Here is a 16487-nt window from a genome sequence, read left to right as displayed (position 1 = left end):
TCCTCCATGGGACGGGCGTGGAGGAATCCTACGCCTGAGGAGGCTTCTCGTCCGCAGCCTCGGACCGGAGCCGGTCGAGTGAGCGGTTGCATGTGTCCAGCTGATGTCGGTATTCCGCCAGTTGCCGCCTGTGGGCAAAGCGTGCCGGGAGCGAGGCCAGGTACATGGTGAGGACGCCGATGGCGAAACTCATGAGGAGAACGATGACAAGGGCACCCTCGAAATACCAGCCGAGAAAGCGAACCTGGACGGTTTGGGAGTTCTGGAGCGAAAAGGTGACCATCAGCGCAGCCAGCGCAATGGCGAGAACCAGAGCGGATTTCATGGCGCCTCCTTGGTGGTGGCGGGAGGGGTGAAGCGTCCCTCGGTCGGCTCCTACCAGTAATCGTACTGATAGGTGAGGCCCATGATAAAGAGGAGGTCCGAGTTGCGTTTCCCCGCTTCCGGTCTGCTGTTGAAACGATAATCCACTTCCAGGTTGGCCGCAATATCGTTGACGAGGGAAATTCGTACCCCCTGGTCAGCCCTGAGCGTGACTCCCGACACCGAGGGGGTGTAGTAACCCTCCTGGCGGTGGAATATCTTGAGCCTGTCGGGAACGGCCTCCCATTCGAGACCCGCCGCCCAGCGCCCCGAGCCATCCTGCCGGTCTTCACCTTCGATCACATCTTCGTTGAAGTAGGAGATACCGGCCTCCGCGTAAAGGTTGAGGGTACGGTCGTCGAAGAACTGGTAGCCGACGCCGAGACCCTCGGTGTTCCGCAGATTGAGGTTGGCGAAGGAGTCCTTTTCCAGCAGGGTCTGGGCGTAGGTGTAGACCTTGTCGGTGGTGAAAAAGTCGTACTTGAGGCTGCCGAGGGAGTTGCGGACGGTGGTTCGCGAGTCGGCCTCCCCATAGGCATACTTGGCCTCCACGGTGAACCGGTGGCGTTTCGTCCGCACCTGGAACAGGGTCGAGAGCGTTGCGGCCTTGGTATCCGTGTTGCCCGTGGCAATGCTTCCGCCCGCGGTCAAAAAGCCGTGGTAGGTGGCCGGATTCACGGTGCGGAGTTCCTTGAGGGAGATGGGGGCCGTGGTCCCGGCCCGGGAGCTTTTTATCCGGATGGCGCCATCGGTGCAGGTCACGGGGCCGACGAGGACTTCATAGTCGGAGAGCTCCACCGTGAGGTCGCGCTCTGCGGAGATGCAGTCCACCTGTTTCCAGTCGATGCGCACCTTGTCGTCGGCATAGGGGAGCTTCACCGTGAGGCGGTCCTTCTCCATCCGGATTATCTCACCGTTCAGGCGATCTCCGTTTTTCAGCCGGATCTCGTCGCCCCTGGCCGTCGCGGCGGCAAGGCCGAGCAGCAGGAGCGAGCAGGTCAGGTGTCGGGTCATTCAGCATTCCTCCAGTTGATTTGACTACAAAGAATAACAGGCAACAGCCCGCAGTGCAAAGGGGTGGCGGGGGTGCGGCTCCTGAATGCGGTGATTCCGGGGAACTATCCGAACTGAGGTGGACTCCGGCCCGCCGGTTGTGGTGAGGGGGAATTGCTGTTACTGTTAACGGATACTGAAACACGCTGCCTGATACGGCAGCAGAGGAGCACCGTGCCGAACGCCTACATCCGCTACAGGATAAAACGCCTGCGCGAGTATATTGCAGAGCGCACTGCCGGGATCGACCACCGGGCCATCATCAAGAACGCCGTGGCAGGGGCCGAGCTGTCCGGCAGCTACGTGTCCCTGCTGCTCCTGGCGAGCCTCATAGCCTTGCTCGGGCTGCTGACCAACAGTGTGGCCGTGGTCATCGGGGCCATGCTCATCTCTCCGCTCATGGGCCCGATCCTCTCCTTCGGCCTCGCCTTCACCATCGGGGACCTGGCCCTGGCCAGGCGGGGGCTCCGGGTCATAGCGGTGAGCGTTGGGCTCACCATTGCGCTGACCGCCTTCGTGACGCTCCTGTCCCCCCTCAAGGAACCGACGACCGAGATCCTGAGTCGGGTCCGCCCAAACGTCTACGACCTTTTCGTGGCGGTTCTGGCCGGCACCGCCGGGGCCATTGCCCTCTGTACCAAGAAGAATTACATGATCACTGCGACCGGGGTTGCCGTGGCCACCGCGGTCATTCCCCCGTTGTCGGTCGTGGGCTTTGGCCTGGGCAGCGGGCATCCCATGCTGGGGCTGGGCGGGTTTCTCCTGTTTTTCACCAACTTCGTGGCCATTGTCCTGACGGCCGATCTGGTGTTTTTCCTCTTCAACTTCCGCAGTTCCATGGTCTCCGAGGAAACGTACCCGGCCCGAAAGAGGCTTCTGATCCTCGGAACCGTGCTCGCGCTGTTGTCCATCCCGCTCGTTCACACCCTGGTGACGGATCTGCGCAAGGTTAAACTCACCAAACGGGTGGAACGGGTGCTGAAGCTGCATCTCGAGAAGGAAGCCCATTCCAGGGTGACCGGATTTTCGGTTCAGGAGAAGGATGGCCGGGTTGGCGTGAACGTGACGGTCAATACGGTCAGGCCCTTTGAGAAGAAGGCAGAGGAGGAGATCGAGAAGGAGATCGGTTCATTCCTCGGGCGGAACGTCGAGTTGAACCTGGAACAGGTGGTGGTGACGGCCGGTTCCATCGAACCGAGGGCCGAGCTGTCGGCCGTATCTCCGGTGGGGCAGCCCGCGTCTGCCAGGGACGAGAGCGCGGCAGCGGTTCAGGCATCCGCATCCCGCCTGCTGAGGGACGTGCGGACCGAACTGGAGGCGCTGACGTCACCCTTTGCCGTGGAGGACATCGGTCTGGGCTTTGGCGAAAAACCGGGGCCGGCCCGGGTGTCCGTGGTTCTCCGCCGCGACTACCCCCTCACTGACGACGAGCGGCTGCTGCTTGCCCGGCTCCTGGAACGCAGGCTTCAGGTGCCGGTGTCCCTCCGGGTAGAACTGGCGCCGTTCCTTCCTCGGGTCATTTTTGACGAAAAGGGAGACCTCTCCCAGGAGAGCGTGGCGGCGATGGCATTGATCAAGAACCTGCCCGGCGGCCCCGGAGCTTTTTCATTCAGGGTTGAGGCCGGGGGGAAGGACAGCCGGCGGCATGCCGACCGACTGAAGCGCTACCTGCAGGAGGAACTCGGTGTGCCGGCCGCCAATGTGACGGCTGCGGTCCGGCCCGGCACGGGCGCATCGGTTTTGGTGGTGCGACGGTAGCGGCCCGCGGCGGTCCGCGTGGGAGACTCACACGGCAACGGAAAAGGGAGGGGATGCATGTCTGAACCGGCCAACGCGGCAGGGAACGGAGTGGCCCTGGCGAGTCGCATCCAGCAGCTGCTCCTGCCGAAGACTCCGCCGGTCTGCAGCTGGGGATGCATCGGAGTGATGAACCGGATGGCGACCGCCCTGGGCGGCGACTATTTCGACTTCATCTCCATGCCCGACGGCCGGGAGGTGGTGTTCATCGGTGACGTGACCGGCCACGACATCCAGTCGTCGGTGGTCATGTCGCTGGTCTACGGTTTCCTGCACCACTGCGCGTTAACTGTTGATGATCCCCTCACCATGGTATCGCAGTTGAACCGGTTTCTCGTCCGTTTTGCCGACCATGGCACGGAATTGGATCATCATTTTTCCTCCACTCTCTTCCTGGGGATCATCGACCCGGCCTCCCTGCGCCTTGAGTACGTGAACGCCGGTCACGTCCCGCCGCTGGTCCTGAGGCGGAACAGCCTTCACCGCCTTGCCTCCACGTCGCCACCGGTCGGCTTTTTTGCCGAGGCAGAGGTGGCGACCGGCTGCTTCGGGCTGGAGCGGGGAGATCGCCTGCTCCTCTATACGGACGGCATCCTCGATGCGTCCAACGGAACCGAGACCTTCGGCGCCGAAAGGCTCGACGCGTTTCTTACCGCTACGGGCGGAAGCTACACCCGGTTCATGGATGAGCTTGCCGCCGCGCTGCGGGACTTCGGGGCGGGCGACCCGCCCGATGACGATTGCAGCGCCATCGTGATCGACATTTGATCATCCGTGCCGGGTGTCATAATCCGGTCGTTTCCTTGCAGCCGCCGGCTCCACCGTTAGAATGGAGTAAACGCACGTGTCGCTGCCGACGGGTTTATCTATGATTATTGCCGCGTTATCAGGATTTGGAGCCGCCCTGGCCGCTCCTCTGCTCCACCGTTGGCTCCCGCGGTGGGCCGGGTGGCTGTGCGCCCTGGTGCCCCTGTCGCTGTTCAGCTTTTTCGGCGCACAGGTCGGGGCGGTGGCCTCCGGCAGAACGATCCGGGCCGCCTACGAGTGGATTCCGTCCCTGGGGGTCGACCTTTCCTTCTCCCTCGACGGCCTGAGCCTCCTGTTCGTCCTGATCATCAGCGGCATCGGCGTGCTCGTGGTGGTCTACGCCTCTTCGTACCTCCGCGGCCATCACCACCTGGGGCGTTTCTACGGCCTGATCCTCGCGTTCATGGCCGCCATGATCAGCACGGTCCTGGCCGGCGATCTGATTACCCTTTTTGTCTTCTGGGAGCTGACCGGTCTCTGCTCCTACCTCCTGATCGGCTTCGACCACGGCCGGATGGCGGCGCGCAAGGCGGCGCTCCAGGCATTGCTGGTGACCGGCGCCGGCGGGCTGGCGCTTCTGGCCGGGTTCATCCTGCTGGGGCAGGCGGCGGGAAGCACGGACCTGGCCGAGATCTTCCAGAGGGGCGAACTGGTGCGGGGCCATGCACTCTATTTGCCGATCCTTTTCCTGGTTCTGGCCGGGGCATTTACCAAGTCGGCCCAATTCCCCTTCCACTTCTGGCTCCCGGGCGCCATGGAGGCCCCGACGCCGGTCAGCGCCTATCTCCATTCGGCCACCATGGTGAAATTGGGGATTTATCTCCTGGCACGCCTCTCCCCGGTCCTGGGCGGGACCGATGCCTGGTTCTGGTCGGTGACCCTGGCCGGCGGGGTTACCATGGTGGCGGGCGGGGCCCTGGCCCTGCTCCGGAGCGATCTGAAGCAGATTCTCGCCTATTCCACGGTGAGCGCCCTGGGGATTCTGACGCTGCTGCTGGGGCTCCATACGCCGGCCGCCGCAACGGCCGCCATGGTCTTTCTCCTGGTCCACGCCCTTTACAAGAGTGCCCTGTTCCTGGCGGCCGGAGCTGTGGATCACGGTGCCGGAACCCGCGACCTGGGGCGGCTCGGCGGATTGGCGCGGGTCATGCCCTGGGTCGCCGCCGGATCGGGTCTCGCTGCCCTCTCCATGGCCGGGGTGCCGCCGCTGGTGGGGTTCATCGCCAAGGAACTCCTCTACGAGGCCAAGCTCCAGGCACCCCTGGCGGCAGGATTCGTGACTGTTGCCGGCTTCATCGGCAATGCCTTGACCGTGGCGGTTGCGGTCCTGGTGGGGTATCTCCCCTTTTTCGGGCGCGGGACCGATCCGGATCTGCACCACCACCGGGTGGAGCCGCTCCTCTGGTTCCCCCCCCTGGTGCCGGCCCTGCTGGGTTTTGTGATCGGCATCTTCCCGGGCCTGGCGGGACGATGGTTGCTGGAGCCGGCAGTGGCCATGGTGCGGGGGGCATCGGTGCCGGTGGAGCTGGCCCTCTGGCATGGGGTGACTCCAGTCCTCCTTCTTGGAGCGGCCACGGTGGCCACCGGGGTCGGCATCGCCCTTGTCCGGGAAACGGTGCTTCGTCGCCTTCCCCTCGGTGACGGCGCGGGATGGGGCCCCGAACGGGGCTACGGGCTCCTCCTGAAGGGAATGCTCGCCCTGGCCGAACGGCAGACCCGCATGCTTCAGAACGGCCGGCTCCGCTATTACCTGATGACGGTGGTGGGGACCGCGGCGTTCCTCATGGCCGTGGCCATTTTCCGGAGTGGGGAGTTCCCGCGCCAGCTTCCCCGACCGGACGGCGGGCTCCACGAATGGTTCGCCGCCGGCGTCATCATGGCAGGAGCACTGACGGCGGCGACGACCACCTCTCGGCTGGCGGCGGTGGCCGGGCTCGGCGCGGTGGGGTACGGGGTGGCCCTGGTCTATATCCTTTTCGGCGCCCCGGACCTGGCCATGACCCAGTTCTGTATCGAGACCCTCTCCATCGTCCTGTTCGTTCTGGTCCTCTACCGGCTGCCGCGCTTCTCGCTGCTCTCGCGGCCGGCGGGAAGGGTGCGGGATATCCTGGTGGCCTGCTCCATCGGCGGCTTCATGACGGTGCTGGTCCTGTTGGCGGTATCCCAGACCCTGGTCCCCCACATCAGCTCCTATTTTCTGGCGCACAGCCTGCCGGCGGGGCATGGCCGCAACGTGGTCAACGTGATCCTGGTGGATTTCCGGGCACTGGATACCCTGGGGGAGATCACAGTCCTGGCCGTTGCGGCCCTGGGGGTCTACGGCCTCATGAAGGCCCGGAACAGGGAGGAGGGCTAGGCCATGCAGTCACTCTTTCTGGCAACAGCGGTCCGGCTTCTCCTGCCGCTGCTGCTCCTCTTCTCGCTCTTTCTTCTCCTGCGCGGGCACAATGAGCCGGGGGGAGGATTCGTGGGGGGGCTGGTGGCCGCGGCCGCCTTTGTCCTCCACTCCCTGTCCCACGGCGTGGCCGGCGCCCGGCGGGTGCTCCGGGTGGAGCCGCGGCACCTGGTGGCGGTGGGGCTCCTGACCGCCCTGGTGAGCGGACTCCTCCCCCTGGCCATGGGACTTCCCTTTCTTTCGGGCATCTGGAGCATCCTGCCGGTGCCGGTCATCGGTCACGGGGGCACGCCGATCCTGTTCGACATCGGAGTCTACCTGGTGGTGGCGGGGATGGCGCTCATGATCGTGTTCAGCCTGATGGAGGAATAGGTGGAAAGCGTTCTGGCAATCGTCATCGGCGGGCTGTACGCGACGGGGCTCTACCTCATGGTGCGGCGGAGCATCGTCAAGATGATCTTCGGCCTGGCCCTCCTGGGGAATGCGGCCAATCTTCTCATCTTCACCGTGGGACGCCTCACCCGCGGGCGGCCTCCCTACGTGCCGGCCGGCGGCACCGAGCCGATTCCGCCGGTGGCCGACCCGCTGCCCCAGGCCCTGATCCTGACCGCCATCGTCATCGGCTTCGGGGTGCAGGCCTTTGCCCTGGTCCTGATCAAGCGGGTCTACCAGACCGTGGGCACCGACGATCTGGACGAGATGACCACGACCGATACCGAGTACCGGAGCAATTGATGAAACTTCTTCTCTTCCTCCCCCTCATCATCCCGCTGGCCACGGCTGTGGCGGGGCTTTTCGCCTGGAACCGGCGGGAGCTCCAACGGCTGTTGGGCGTCTGCGGCACGACGGCGCTCCTGGGGGCGGGGGTGGCGCTCCTCACGGTTGTGCAACGTCAGGGGGTGGTCAGCGTCCAGGCGGGGAACTGGCCCGCCCCCTTCGGCATCACCCTGGTAGCCGACCTCTTCAGCGCCGTCATGGTGGTGGTGGTCGGCGCCATGGGGCTGGCAGTGGCGGTCTATTCCCTGGCGAGCGCCGACATCGATCACGAGTCCCTGGGATACCATCCCCTCATGCAGGTGCTGCTGCTGGGGGTCTGCGGGTCGCTCCTGACCGGGGACCTGTTCAACCTCTACGTCTGGTTCGAGGTGATGCTGATCGCCTCGTTCGTGCTCCTGGCCCTTGGCGGCCGTCGGCAGCAGATGGAGGGGGCAATTAAGTATGTGGCCCTGAACCTGATCGCCTCGGCTTTTTTCCTGGCCGGGATCGGTATCCTCTATGGCGTGGCAGGAACCCTGAACATGGCGGATCTGGCCCGTCAGTTGCGGGCGGTTCCCCACGGCGGCACCGTGCCGGTCATCGCTGCGCTCCTCTTTGCCGCCTTCGGGATCAAATCGGCGGTGTTTCCGCTCTTTTTCTGGCTTCCCGCCTCCTACCACACCCCTCCCGTGGCGGTGACCACAATTTTTTCGGCACTGCTGACCAAGGTGGGGGTCTATGTGCTGGTGCGGATATTTACCCTCATTTTCGTCCAGGAGGCCGAGGCGGGCCGAACCCTGATCCTGGCGGCTGCGGGGCTCACCATGGTGACCGGGGTCCTGGGAGCCGTGGCCCAGCACGAGATGAGACGCCTGCTCTCGTTTCACATCGTGAGCCAGATCGGCTACCTGGTCATGGGGCTCGGGCTCCTGACGCCCCTGGCCCTGGCCGGGACGATATTCTTCATGGTCCACGTCATTGCCGCCAAGTCGGCCCTCTTTCTGGTGGCAGGCATCGTGAAGCGGCTGACCGGCACCACGGAACTGGCCGAGTTGGGCGGGCTCTACGAGGGGCGTCCGCTGGTGGCGGGGCTCTTTCTCGTGCCGGCCCTGGCACTGGCGGGGATTCCGCCCCTGTCCGGCTTCTGGGCCAAGCTGGCCCTGGTGCGGGCGGGCCTTGGGGAGGGGCGGTACGTGGTGGTGGCAGCGGCCCTGGCGGTGAGCATCCTGACCCTCTTCTCCATGACCAAAATCTGGGCAGAGGCCTTCTGGAAGGACCACCCCGTGCGAGAGGGGGAGGCCCACGCTCAGTACCACCCCCACATTCCGGGCGGGGCGCGGCTGCTGCTGGGAGTGCCGGCCCTGGTCCTGGCCCTGGCCACGGTGGCCATGGGGGTGGGGGCCGAGCCCCTCTTCCGGCTTTCCCTGACCGCCGCCGACCAGCTGCTCAATCCGGACCTCTACATCGCAGCGGTACTGGGGGTGAAGCCGTGACCCCGTTTCTTGCCAATATCCTTCTGGCACTGGCCTGGATGGCCCTCACCGGCACCTATACGGCCGGCGGGTTTTTCACCGGCGCGCTCGCCGGGTTCTTCGTTCTCTGGATAACCCGCCGGGGGCGGGGCACGACCGGCTATCTGACCAGGGTGCGGGCCGTTGCGGGTTTCATCGCCTTCTTCTTCCGGGAGCTGGTGCTGGCCAACCTGAGGGTGGCCCACGACATCCTCACCCCCCGCCACCACATGACGCCGGGCATCGTGGCGGTCCCCCTGGACGTGGAGAGCGACCTTGAGGTCACGGTGCTCGCCACGGTCATCACCCTCACGCCGGGGACCCTGAGCCTCCATTTGACCGACGACCGGCGCACCCTCTACGTTCACGCTATGTACATCGATGACCCGGCGGTGCTCGTGCGGGGAATCAAAGAGGGGTTCGAGCGCCGGGTCCGGGAGGTGTTTCGATGACCCTCGACGCATTCATCCATTATGTAATTCTTCCCCTGCTCGGAGGGGGGATCGTGCTGGCCTTCGTGCGGCTGGTCAGGGGACCGAGCCTGCCGGACCGGGTGGTGGCCCTGGACCTGATGGCAACCCTCATCATCGCCCTGTCCGCCGCCTATGCCGTGGCCACCGGTCAGCACGCCTACCTGGACGCGGCCATCGTCCTGGCTCTGATCACCTTCCTGGGGACCGTGGCCTTTGCCTATTATCTGCACCGGAGGGACGGCGGTGCGTGACACGATCATCGCCATACTCCTGGGCGGGGGGGCCTTCTTTGCCGTGCTGGCCGCCATCGGTATCGTGCGCTTCCCTGACCTCTATGTGCGGCTATCGGCCGCAACCAAGGCCTCTACCCTTGGGACGAGCCTCATATTGGCCGGGGTGGCCCTTTTCTTCGACGACGCTGCCGTCACTGGGAAGATCACCGCCATTATCGTCTTTATCGCCCTGACGGCGCCGGTGGCGGCCCACATGCTGGGCCGGGCCGCCTATTTCAGCGGAGTTCCCCTCTGGGAGAAAAGCGTCCGGGACGATCTGGCGTCCTCGGGCGAATGGTGCAAGCGGGACGATACCGACGGAGCCGGCACGGGGCAGGCCGATTCACGTGCTGATACATAAAACACAAACCCGCATATAACCTCAACGGGTTCGCACCCCGTCTTCATGTCGTTTCTGGCTGGCTCTCGCACGCACAATCCTCGCCCCAGCCCGGCTCCGCCTTCGGTTTTGTCTGATCGGCACCGCCATGTCCGGCACGAATCCGGGGGCGACCCTTGCAACGTCATATCCGGATACGTTCCACGTAAGGAGTCTGTATGGTTTCACTTCGATCACTTCGCCTGTCGTTGCGCTTCATCATCCCGCTGGCCATGGCGCTGGCGCTGCTGGCCTACGCGGTGGTGCCGCTGGTGGACAGGCTCACCCTGCACTGGTTCATCCGCGATCTCGATATCCGTTCCCGGCTCATCGCGAGCACCCTCCGGGAACCTCTTGCCGAGTTGCTGCCGCGGGCGGACCGGGCAAAGATCAACACCCTCCTGCTGCGTGCCATTCAGGATGAGCGCCTGCTGGCCCTGGGCTACTGCGATGGCCGCGGAACGCTGCGCTACAGCACGCCCACCTTTCCGGATTCGCTCGACTGCTCGTCGGCCACCCGGCCGGAGAGTGGAAGCGAGGGGGCGCTCCGCCATCTTCCCCAGGGGGCAGTTCACATTTCCATCCATCCCATGGGAGCTGAGGGGGGAGCTGTCGGCTCCCTGATCCTGGTCCACGATATGAGCTTCGTGGAGCGCCGCAGCGCCGATACGCGCAAGTACGTGATCGTTCTCTTTGCGGTGCTCGGCGTGGTGATCTCCCTCATCACCGTGTTCGTCGCCCACCTCAGCTGGCGCGGATGGGTGGAGGGGGTCCGCGCCATGCTGCGGGGCGAGGGGATTCTCCGGCCGTTCAGCCCGCAGGCACCCAGCTCCGAACTCCAGCCTCTGGTGGGAGATCTTCGGGCGCTCCTGCGCACCCTCGATGCCGAACGCCGCTTCGCCGACGACGCCACCATCACCTGGAGTCCCGAGTCCCTGCGGACGCTCTTGCACAAGCATCTGGTGGGGGAGCGGATACTGGTCGTTTCCAACCGCGAACCCTATATCCATATCCGCACGGGCGACACCGTGGAGGTCCATCGTCCGGCCAGCGGCCTGGTCACCGCCGTGGAGCCGGTCATGCGTGCCTGCTCGGGAACCTGGATCGCCCATGGCAGCGGCTCCGCCGACCGGGAGACGGTCGACTCCCACGACCGGGTCCGGGTGCCGCCCCACAAGCCTGAATACAATCTGCGACGGATCTGGCTCACCAAGGAAGAGGAAGAGGGGTACTACTACGGCTTCGCCAACGAAGGGCTCTGGCCCCTCTGCCATATCGCCCACGTACGCCCGGTGTTCCGCACCAGCGACTGGCAACAGTACGTCAGGATCAACCAGCGGTTCGCCGACGCCGTGGTCAAGGAGGCGGACAGCGACGATCCGGTTGTGCTGGTACAGGACTACCACTTCGCGCTTCTGCCCGCGATGATCCGCAAGGCCCTGCCCAAGGCCACCATCATCACCTTCTGGCACATTCCGTGGCCCAACCCGGAGTCGTTCGGCATCTGCCCCTGGCGGGAGGAACTGCTCAAGGGGATGCTGGGGAGCACCATTCTCGGCTTCCACACCCCGTACCATTGCAAGAACTTCCTGGAGACGGTGGACCGCTACCTGGAGACCCGGATCGAGCATGAATCGTCCACCATCTCCCGGCGAGGCCAATTGACCATGGTTGAGAGTTACCCAATCTCCATCCAGTGGCCGCCGGCCTGGCAGGGGACCCTGCCGCCGGTGGACGTGACGCGGAGCGAAATCCTTGGCGAACTGGGGCTTCCCCTGGATCACCTGATCGGGGTCGGGGTTGACCGGATGGATTATACCAAGGGAATCCCGGAGCGATTCATGGCGGTGGAGCGGCTGTTCGAACTGCACCCCGAACTGGTGGGACGCTTCACCTTTGTCCAGATCGCCGCGCCGAGCCGGTCGGCCCTGGAGGAGTACCAGGCGTTCGAGGCGAGGGTCCATTCCCACGCGGAGCGGATCAACGGGCGTTTCAGCCGCGACGGGCGCCCGGCCATCATCCTCAAGGCCGAGCACCACGAACCCGAGCAGGTCAACCGTTACTACCGCGCCGCCGATGTCTGCATGGTCACCAGCCTCCACGACGGCATGAACCTGGTGGCCAAGGAGTACGTGGCGGCCCGGGACGACGAGCGGGGCGCCCTGGTGCTGAGCCAGTTCACCGGCGCTGCCCACGAACTGCATGAGGCCCTGATCGTCAACCCCTATCATGTGGAACAGACCGCCGAGGCCCTCCACCGGGCCCTCACCATGCCCGATTACGAGCAGCGGGAACGGATGCGGAGCATGCGCATGCTGGTGCGCGATTTCAACGTCTACCGCTGGGCCGGCCGGATGCTGCTGGACGCGGCCAGGGTCCGCCAGCGGGAGAAACTGGCCGCCCGGATCGGGGGCGAGTCGTGACCGGGGAGCACGGGATGATCTATCTGTTCAGCCATGCCGGTCTCAGAGATCTGCGGGATTTCATCGACCGGTCCACCCTGTTTGCCTTTGATCTCGACGGCACCCTGGCTCCGATCGTTTCCGATCCGGCAGGGATCATGATCCCGCCGGACGTGCACGAGCGCCTGGTCCGCCTGAACGGTACGGCATCCGTTGCCGTCGTTACCGGCCGAGCCCGGGTCGATGCGGCGCGGCACCTTGGCTTCGCGCCCCGCTTCCTGGTGGGAAACCACGGGGCCGAGGGGCTTCCCGGCGCCGATGCCGCGGAGCGGGAATTCATCGGTCTCTGCCGCGGCTGGATGACGCAACTGGGGGAGCTCCTGCCGGAGGGGGAGGGCACCGGCATCGTCATGGAGGACAAGAGCGCCACACTGTCGCTCCATTACCGAAACGCCCCTGATCGCGAGAACGCTCATCAACGCATCCTGGCTGCCGTTTCCCGGCTGCTGCCCGCGCCCCGGCGGGTTTCCGGCAAGTTGGTCGAGAACCTCGTGCCGGCGGCCGCCCCCCACAAGGGAGACGCGCTTCGGTGCATCATGCGCCATCTCGGCTGTGCCCGCGCGCTCTTTGTCGGTGACGATGTGACCGACGAGGATGTGTTCCGTCTCGGCGACGAAGCCATCTTCGGGATTCGGGTCGGGAACTCTGGTGGGAGCGCGGCCCGCTACTTCATCCGGGGCCAGGATGAGATGGCCCCGCTGCTTGATGAGATCCTGGCCGTGCTCTGAGGGGGCCGGCAGGAGGATATGGTTGCAGGGCCCCATTACCCCTGCCCGTGAGAAGTGGATATCCGCTGGGGAGTGATCGCGATAAACGTGAGTTGTTTCAAATTGTTATAAAATAATGCCCATGATCGGCCCGATGGCGATGTATCGTAGCGACAGCCTTTTGCGGACATTCCCGGTTACGGATCGGGAAGGGGAGGGGACGGAATGAAAATTCTTCTTGCATTCGATGGCTCACCCAGCAGCGATGCCGCGGCCCGCGAGGTATGCCGCCGTCCGTGGCCGCCGGGGAGCGAGGTTCGTGTAATCACCGTGCTTTCTCCTGTCGAACCGAACCTGTTGGGCGGGGAGGGCGAGCACGCCACGGCCTTCGACTACATCATCAGCCGGCAGGAAACTGCTGCTGCCAAGCGACTTAATGCCGTAACGGCTGATTTTGCGCAGCGAGCGCCGGAATTGAGCGTTACCTCGGCACTGCTGGAGGGACGGCCCAAGGATGCCATTCTCAGTGAGGCCGAGCGCTGGGGCGCTGATCTGATCGTGGTCGGAGCCCACGGCTATGGCGTGATCAGGCGCTTTTTCCTCGGCTCGGTCTCCCTGGCGGTTGCCCTTCATGCACCCTGCTCCGTGGAGATTGTGCGGGGGACCTGAAGGAGCCGTACTGCGGATTCAGTGATGCTGCGGCCATATCCTCCCGCGCCGGACGTCATTGCCGAACAGCCGGATCACGGCTCTGTTGCACATAGATATCACCCAAGGGAGCTTGTTGATGGCCAAAAACCGATTCCTTCTCATTATTGCCGCCGTGTTCGTGGTCTTGCCAGCCGCGCTGTCGCTGATCACCTTCTACACCGACTGGCTCTTTTTCCGGGAAACCGGTTACACCCAGGTGTTCACGACGGCCCTGGCGGCAAAGGTCGGGGCCGGGCTCGCCTCAGGGCTCTTTATGTTTGCGTTCGCCATGGTCAATCTGTACTTCGCGAACCGGGCTTCCTTGCCTCACACCCCCCGTGGCGTGTTCTTCGAGGGGGGCAATGTCTACCGCCTCCAGCGCGACGAGATGGTGCAGATGGTGAAGCCCCTGAGCATCCTGGCCGCCCTTGTTCTGTCGCTTCTTGCCGGCAGGTGGGGCGCCCTGCAGTGGCAGAACCTGCTCCTGTTCACGAACGGCGTCACGGTGGGCACCAGCGATCCGATAATGGGGAAGGATCTGGGGTTCTACCTGTTCAGCCTGCCGCTGCTGGAGCATGTGAAGGGGTTTGTCGCCTTCACGGTGCTCGTCACCGGCATTATGGTGGGGGCGGTCTACTTTTTCCGCGGCGGCATCATCCTGTCGGATCGGGGGGCCGATGTGGACGGCGCGGTGAGGCGTCACCTGGCCATTCTGCTGGGGATCTTCTCGCTCACGCTGGCCACGGGCTTTTACCTGGATGCCGTGCGGCTCCTCCTTGCCGGCGGCAACTCTTTCCACGGAGCCGGTTACGTGGATGTCAACGCCCGGCTTCCGCTCTACCGGATTCTCACCCTGGCCACCCCCCTTGCCGGCGCCGTGGTGGCGTTCGGCCTCTGGAAGGGAGCATGGCGCCTGACACTGATCCCGCCGATCATCGTGGCCGCCGTCTACGGCATCGGCATCGTGGGATATCCGGCCATGCTGCAGAAGTTCAAGGTCGCCCCCAACGAACTGGCCCTGGAAACCCCCTACATCGCCAATTCCATCCGGTTCACCCGGCTCGGCTACGATCTGGACAAAATCAAAACCGTTCCCTTTGATGTGGAGCTCAATCTGTCGGCCGCCGACATCGCAAAGAACGACGCCACCATCAGGAACATCAGGCTGTGGGATCACGGCCCGCTCCTCAAGACCTACAGCCAGTTGCAGCAGATCAGGACCTATTACAAGTTTTTCGACGTGGACAACGACCGGTACCTGGTGAACGGCCAGTACACCCAGGTGATGCTCTCGCCGCGTGAGCTCTCCTACAACGATCTCCCCAGCAGAAACTGGATCAACGAACGGCTCATCTTCACCCACGGCAACGGTCTGGCCGTCGGTCCGGTCAGCAGGATCAGCAGGGAAGGGCTCCCGGAATTCTTCATCAAGGATATCCCGGCGGTCAGCCTGGCCGACATCAGGGTGACGCGACCGGAAATCTACTATGGCGAGCTCTCCAACGACTATGTCATCGTCGGGACCAAAGTGCCGGAATTCAGCTACCCGACCGCCACGGGCAACATCAATACGACTTACGGGGGCAAGGGTGGGGTGGCGCTGGACTCGATGCTGCGCAAGGCCCTGTTCGCCGCCCGGTTCAAAACGGAGAAAATCCTCCTTTCATCGGACATTACCGATCAGAGCCGCATCCTCTACTACCGCACCGTGGGTGAGCGGGTCAAGACGGTGGCCCCCTTTATCCGGTTCGACGGCGACCCCTACCTGGTCGTGGCCGACAACGGCACCCTCAAATGGATCATCGACGGCTATACCCATTCGAGCCGGCTTCCCTATTCGAAGCCGCTCAGGGGCGGCATCAACTACATGAGAAACTCGGTGAAAGCGGTGGTCGACGCCTACGACGGCACCCTGGACTTCTATATCAGCGATCCGGACGACGTCATGATCAAGGTCTACGCCCGGATCTTCCCGGGACTCTTCAAGCCACTGTCCGCCATGTCGGCCGACCTGCGGGGGCACATCCGCTACCCCCACCAGTTCCTCCAGGTCCAGGCGGCCATGTTCGCCACCTACCACATGACCGATCCCAAGGTCTTCTACAACCGGGAGAACCTCTGGGAGATCCCCGTACTGGGCGAAGCGCCCATGGAGCCCTACTACACGGTCATGAAGCTGCCGGGAGAAGCCAGGGAGGAGTACATCCTGCTCCTCCCCTTCACCCCCTCCAAGCGGGACAACCTGGCCGCTTGGCTCACGGCCCGCTGCGACGGCGAGAACTACGGCAAGCTCCTGGCCTACACCTTCCCCCGGGACCGCCTGATCTACGGGCCGAAGCAGATCGACGCGCGGATCAATCAGGACTCGCACATTTCCCAGCAACTGACCCTCTGGAGCCAGCGCGGCTCCCAGGTCATCCGGGGGAGCATGCTGGTGATCCCCATCGAACAGTCGCTGCTCTACGTGCAGCCCCTGTTCCTGGCCGCCGCGGACAAGGCGGGGCTGCCTGAACTGAGGCGGGTCATCGTTGCCTACGGTGATGAAGTGGTCATGGAGGAGAGCCTGGAACTGGCCCTGCAGCGGATCTTCGGCGGGAAACGGGCACCGGTTGCCGGCGTTGCGGCAGCCCCTGAGGACGGGAAGGCCTCAACGGGCGATTTGGCCCGGGAAGCCATGAGCATCTTCGAGCGGGCCACCAACCTGCAGCGGCAGGGGGACTGGGCCGGCTACGGCGAGGAGTTGCGGAAGCTGCAGCAGGTATTGAAGCAGCTGGCCCGGTGAAGTCGGCGGGAGAATGACCTGAACAGGTGACGGCCACCAC

General features: G+C 64.4%; 15 protein-coding genes. 13 read left to right on the top strand and 2 right to left on the bottom strand.

The window, feature by feature from the left end:
- Nucleotides 1–28: 28 nt before the first annotated feature.
- Both GS_RS11780 and GS_RS11775 read right to left on the bottom strand, forming a co-directional pair.
- Nucleotides 29–325: a LapA family protein gene (locus GS_RS11780; RefSeq protein WP_010942984.1), complete on the bottom strand. Its 297-nt coding sequence runs from the start codon at nt 323–325 to the stop codon at nt 29–31.
- Nucleotides 326–375: 50 nt separating this feature from the next.
- On the bottom strand, nt 376–1377 hold the full coding sequence (locus GS_RS11775) for a DUF481 domain-containing protein (protein ID WP_010942983.1): 1002 nt from the start codon (nt 1375–1377) through the stop codon (nt 376–378).
- Between the two features lie 213 nt (nt 1378–1590).
- Here GS_RS11775 and GS_RS11770 point away from each other — a divergent pair, with 213 nt between their 5' ends.
- The 13 genes from GS_RS11770 (at nt 1591) to GS_RS11710 (ending at nt 16447) form a co-directional block, all read left to right on the top strand.
- Nucleotides 1591–3174: a TIGR00341 family protein gene (locus GS_RS11770; protein WP_010942982.1), complete on the top strand. Its 1584-nt coding sequence runs from the start codon at nt 1591–1593 to the stop codon at nt 3172–3174.
- 57 nt (nt 3175–3231) lie between these two features.
- On the top strand, nt 3232–3981 hold the full coding sequence (locus tag GS_RS11765) for a PP2C family protein-serine/threonine phosphatase (protein WP_010942981.1): 750 nt from the start codon (nt 3232–3234) through the stop codon (nt 3979–3981).
- A gap of 100 nt (nt 3982–4081) precedes the next feature.
- Nucleotides 4082–6376, top strand: a complete 2295-nt coding sequence (locus tag GS_RS11760; RefSeq protein ID WP_010942980.1) for a putative monovalent cation/H+ antiporter subunit A — start codon at nt 4082–4084, stop codon at nt 6374–6376.
- A 3-nt stretch (nt 6377–6379) separates the two neighbouring features.
- On the top strand, nt 6380–6787 hold the full coding sequence (locus tag GS_RS11755; RefSeq protein ID WP_010942979.1) for a Na+/H+ antiporter subunit B: 408 nt from the start codon (nt 6380–6382) through the stop codon (nt 6785–6787).
- A complete protein-coding gene (locus tag GS_RS11750) occupies nt 6788–7150 on the top strand; it encodes a Na+/H+ antiporter subunit C (protein ID WP_010942978.1) in 363 nt (120 codons plus the stop codon). It begins immediately after the preceding gene.
- On the top strand, nt 7150–8664 hold the full coding sequence (locus GS_RS11745) for a Na+/H+ antiporter subunit D (protein WP_010942977.1): 1515 nt from the start codon (nt 7150–7152) through the stop codon (nt 8662–8664). The genes GS_RS11750 and GS_RS11745 overlap by 1 nt, the downstream gene beginning before the upstream one ends.
- Nucleotides 8661–9134 (top strand): Na+/H+ antiporter subunit E, encoded by a 474-nt coding sequence (locus GS_RS11740; protein WP_010942976.1) that lies wholly within the window; start codon nt 8661–8663, stop codon nt 9132–9134. The genes GS_RS11745 and GS_RS11740 overlap by 4 nt, the downstream gene beginning before the upstream one ends.
- Complete coding sequence (locus GS_RS11735; protein WP_010942975.1) at nt 9131–9406, top strand: cation:proton antiporter; 276 nt, start codon at nt 9131–9133, stop codon at nt 9404–9406. The genes GS_RS11740 and GS_RS11735 overlap by 4 nt, the downstream gene beginning before the upstream one ends.
- Nucleotides 9399–9788 (top strand): monovalent cation/H(+) antiporter subunit G, encoded by a 390-nt coding sequence (mnhG, locus tag GS_RS11730; protein WP_010942974.1) that lies wholly within the window; start codon nt 9399–9401, stop codon nt 9786–9788. Before GS_RS11735 ends, mnhG begins: the two co-directional genes overlap by 8 nt.
- A gap of 197 nt (nt 9789–9985) precedes the next feature.
- Nucleotides 9986–12229, top strand: coding sequence for an alpha,alpha-trehalose-phosphate synthase (UDP-forming) (locus GS_RS11725; RefSeq protein WP_010942973.1), 2244 nt, complete (start codon nt 9986–9988; stop codon nt 12227–12229).
- Between the two features lie 14 nt (nt 12230–12243).
- Entirely contained in the window at nt 12244–12996 is a 753-nt protein-coding gene (otsB, locus tag GS_RS11720; protein WP_010942972.1) for a trehalose-phosphatase, read from the top strand.
- 204 nt (nt 12997–13200) lie between these two features.
- Nucleotides 13201–13644 carry a universal stress protein gene (locus GS_RS11715; protein ID WP_010942971.1) on the top strand — a complete coding sequence of 148 codons (444 nt, stop codon included), beginning with the start codon at nt 13201–13203 and terminating at the stop codon, nt 13642–13644.
- Nucleotides 13645–13762: 118 nt separating this feature from the next.
- Nucleotides 13763–16447, top strand: coding sequence for a UPF0182 family membrane protein (locus GS_RS11710; protein WP_010942970.1), 2685 nt, complete (start codon nt 13763–13765; stop codon nt 16445–16447).
- Nucleotides 16448–16487 lie beyond the last annotated feature (40 nt).

Source organism: Geobacter sulfurreducens PCA, assembly GCF_000007985.2.
Classification (GTDB): domain Bacteria; phylum Desulfobacterota; class Desulfuromonadia; order Geobacterales; family Geobacteraceae; genus Geobacter; species Geobacter sulfurreducens.
The sequence above is the reverse complement of the archived record's forward strand: the minus strand, read 5'-3'. Positions and strand labels throughout refer to the sequence as shown.

Coding starts and splice junctions, on each gene's coding strand:
- GS_RS11715 (WP_010942971.1), top strand. CDS start 13,201: ATGAAAATTCTTCTTGCATTCGATGGCTCACCCAGCAGCGATGCCGCG.
- GS_RS11760 (WP_010942980.1), top strand. CDS start 4,082: ATGATTATTGCCGCGTTATCAGGATTTGGAGCCGCCCTGGCCGCTCCT.
- GS_RS11735 (WP_010942975.1), top strand. CDS start 9,131: ATGACCCTCGACGCATTCATCCATTATGTAATTCTTCCCCTGCTCGGA.
- otsB (WP_010942972.1), top strand. CDS start 12,244: ATGATCTATCTGTTCAGCCATGCCGGTCTCAGAGATCTGCGGGATTTC.
- GS_RS11710 (WP_010942970.1), top strand. CDS start 13,763: ATGGCCAAAAACCGATTCCTTCTCATTATTGCCGCCGTGTTCGTGGTC.
- GS_RS11780 (WP_010942984.1), bottom strand. CDS start 325: ATGAAATCCGCTCTGGTTCTCGCCATTGCGCTGGCTGCGCTGATGGTC.
- GS_RS11755 (WP_010942979.1), top strand. CDS start 6,380: ATGCAGTCACTCTTTCTGGCAACAGCGGTCCGGCTTCTCCTGCCGCTG.
- GS_RS11765 (WP_010942981.1), top strand. CDS start 3,232: ATGTCTGAACCGGCCAACGCGGCAGGGAACGGAGTGGCCCTGGCGAGT.
- GS_RS11745 (WP_010942977.1), top strand. CDS start 7,150: ATGAAACTTCTTCTCTTCCTCCCCCTCATCATCCCGCTGGCCACGGCT.
- GS_RS11725 (WP_010942973.1), top strand. CDS start 9,986: ATGGTTTCACTTCGATCACTTCGCCTGTCGTTGCGCTTCATCATCCCG.
- GS_RS11775 (WP_010942983.1), bottom strand. CDS start 1,377: ATGACCCGACACCTGACCTGCTCGCTCCTGCTGCTCGGCCTTGCCGCC.